The sequence below is a fragment of the Vreelandella aquamarina genome, from assembly GCF_900110265.1.
Classification (GTDB): Bacteria; Pseudomonadota; Gammaproteobacteria; order Pseudomonadales; family Halomonadaceae; genus Vreelandella; species Vreelandella aquamarina.
In genome coordinates, this window is sequence record NZ_FODB01000119.1 from 1 (window position 1) to 1286 (window position 1286).

The 1286-nt window shown below is 56.1% G+C and carries 2 protein-coding genes; both read left to right on the forward strand.

The features are described from left to right. The first annotated feature begins 87 nt into the window (after positions 1-87). Positions 88-285 (forward strand): PD-(D/E)XK nuclease domain-containing protein, encoded by a 198-nt coding sequence (locus BMY49_RS17065; RefSeq protein WP_244155003.1) that lies wholly within the window; start codon positions 88-90, stop codon positions 283-285. A 740-nt stretch (positions 286-1025) separates the two neighbouring features. After that, positions 1026-1172: a type II toxin-antitoxin system RelE/ParE family toxin gene (locus tag BMY49_RS17960; protein WP_269474889.1), complete on the forward strand. Its 147-nt coding sequence runs from the start codon at positions 1026-1028 to the stop codon at positions 1170-1172. Positions 1173-1286 lie beyond the last annotated feature (114 nt).

Genomic DNA, 1286 nt, shown 5'->3' on the forward strand with positions numbered 1-1286 from the left:
GTTCTATGGCGAGGCTTCATTCGCTTAGCAGATCTTGTTGCTGGATTCCAAGCTGCCAATCCAGATGCATCATCGACTTGTGGGTAATTGCAAGTTAACGGGCATGTTTACCTGTTTGAGTTCAAGGTGGTTGAACAACTGCCTAAAGGCAAAGCGATTGAGCAGATAAAAACCAAGGGCTATGCCGACAAGTATCGTGCTAGCGGCAAGCCTATTCACTTAGTAGGCGTAGAGTTTTCCAGCGCTCAACGGCAAATCGTAGCGTTTGACGTGGAGACGCTGTAGTACGCTGCTGCTCATCATCGTCCACTACTTAGTCGAGTAGACCGGGCGATTGCTCGACCCGGCCCCCCCACAGATCCGAGCATGCACGATTAGCGCACTCGGCTCCTCAATCATCAGTTTCGCTGAAGGCTCAGCACTGCTGCATGATCCGCGCAGCAGGTAAAGGCAGCAGCTGGAACAGCTGGTCCGCCTTTGCCCACGAGAAGTACGCTCGCTGTGATCGGCGTCTCAGCCACTTCACCCACACCAACCGTACTCGGTAGAGGAACAGCTGGAGGGCTCGGATATTGCCCCGGATGCCGTAGTAGGCGTAATGGCCCTGCACCTTCCGCCTCAGCAGCCTATGCTGCTCTCGGATCGGCAAGTGTCGGCTCTAGCGGCACCAGAGCGCAATTCGCTTGAGACCGCGCCGAAACCTGTCCTTCGCCGTCTTGCGATTGATGACTCCGCTGATGCCAGCACCGCACCCAGGCGGTTCTACGGAAGGGGAGGGGGGCTCCCGACATTGCGAGCTATACAGAACTTTGTATAATTACAGCATGTCAGAACACAAACCCCTAAATTTCCGAGGTAGCGCTCTCGCCGACCTCCGAGCGTTCCCAGCAACTGTCCGACAGGAAGTGGGATACCAGCTCGACAAGGTGCAACGGGCGGGGCCCGAGCCGAAAGACTGGAAGCCAATGGCCACCGTGCGTGGGCCAAGGCGTGCGGGAAATTCGCATCAGAGACGCTAACGGGGCATTCCGGGTGATCTACGTCGCCAAGCTCGCCGAGGCTGTCTATGTGTCCTGCACTGCTTCCAGAAGAAAACCCAGAAGACGAGTAAGGCGGATCTCGACCTGGCCGAAGCCAGATACCGCGCCTTGCTGAGCGAGGTGAGACAATGAGCAATGAGACATTCGACAGCGTATGGGACGCCATCAGATGGAACCATGGCAAGAAGGCGCTTTATTGCTCCACTTTCTGACTCTGAACAGCAGACGCTGACCTCTGCTTATCAA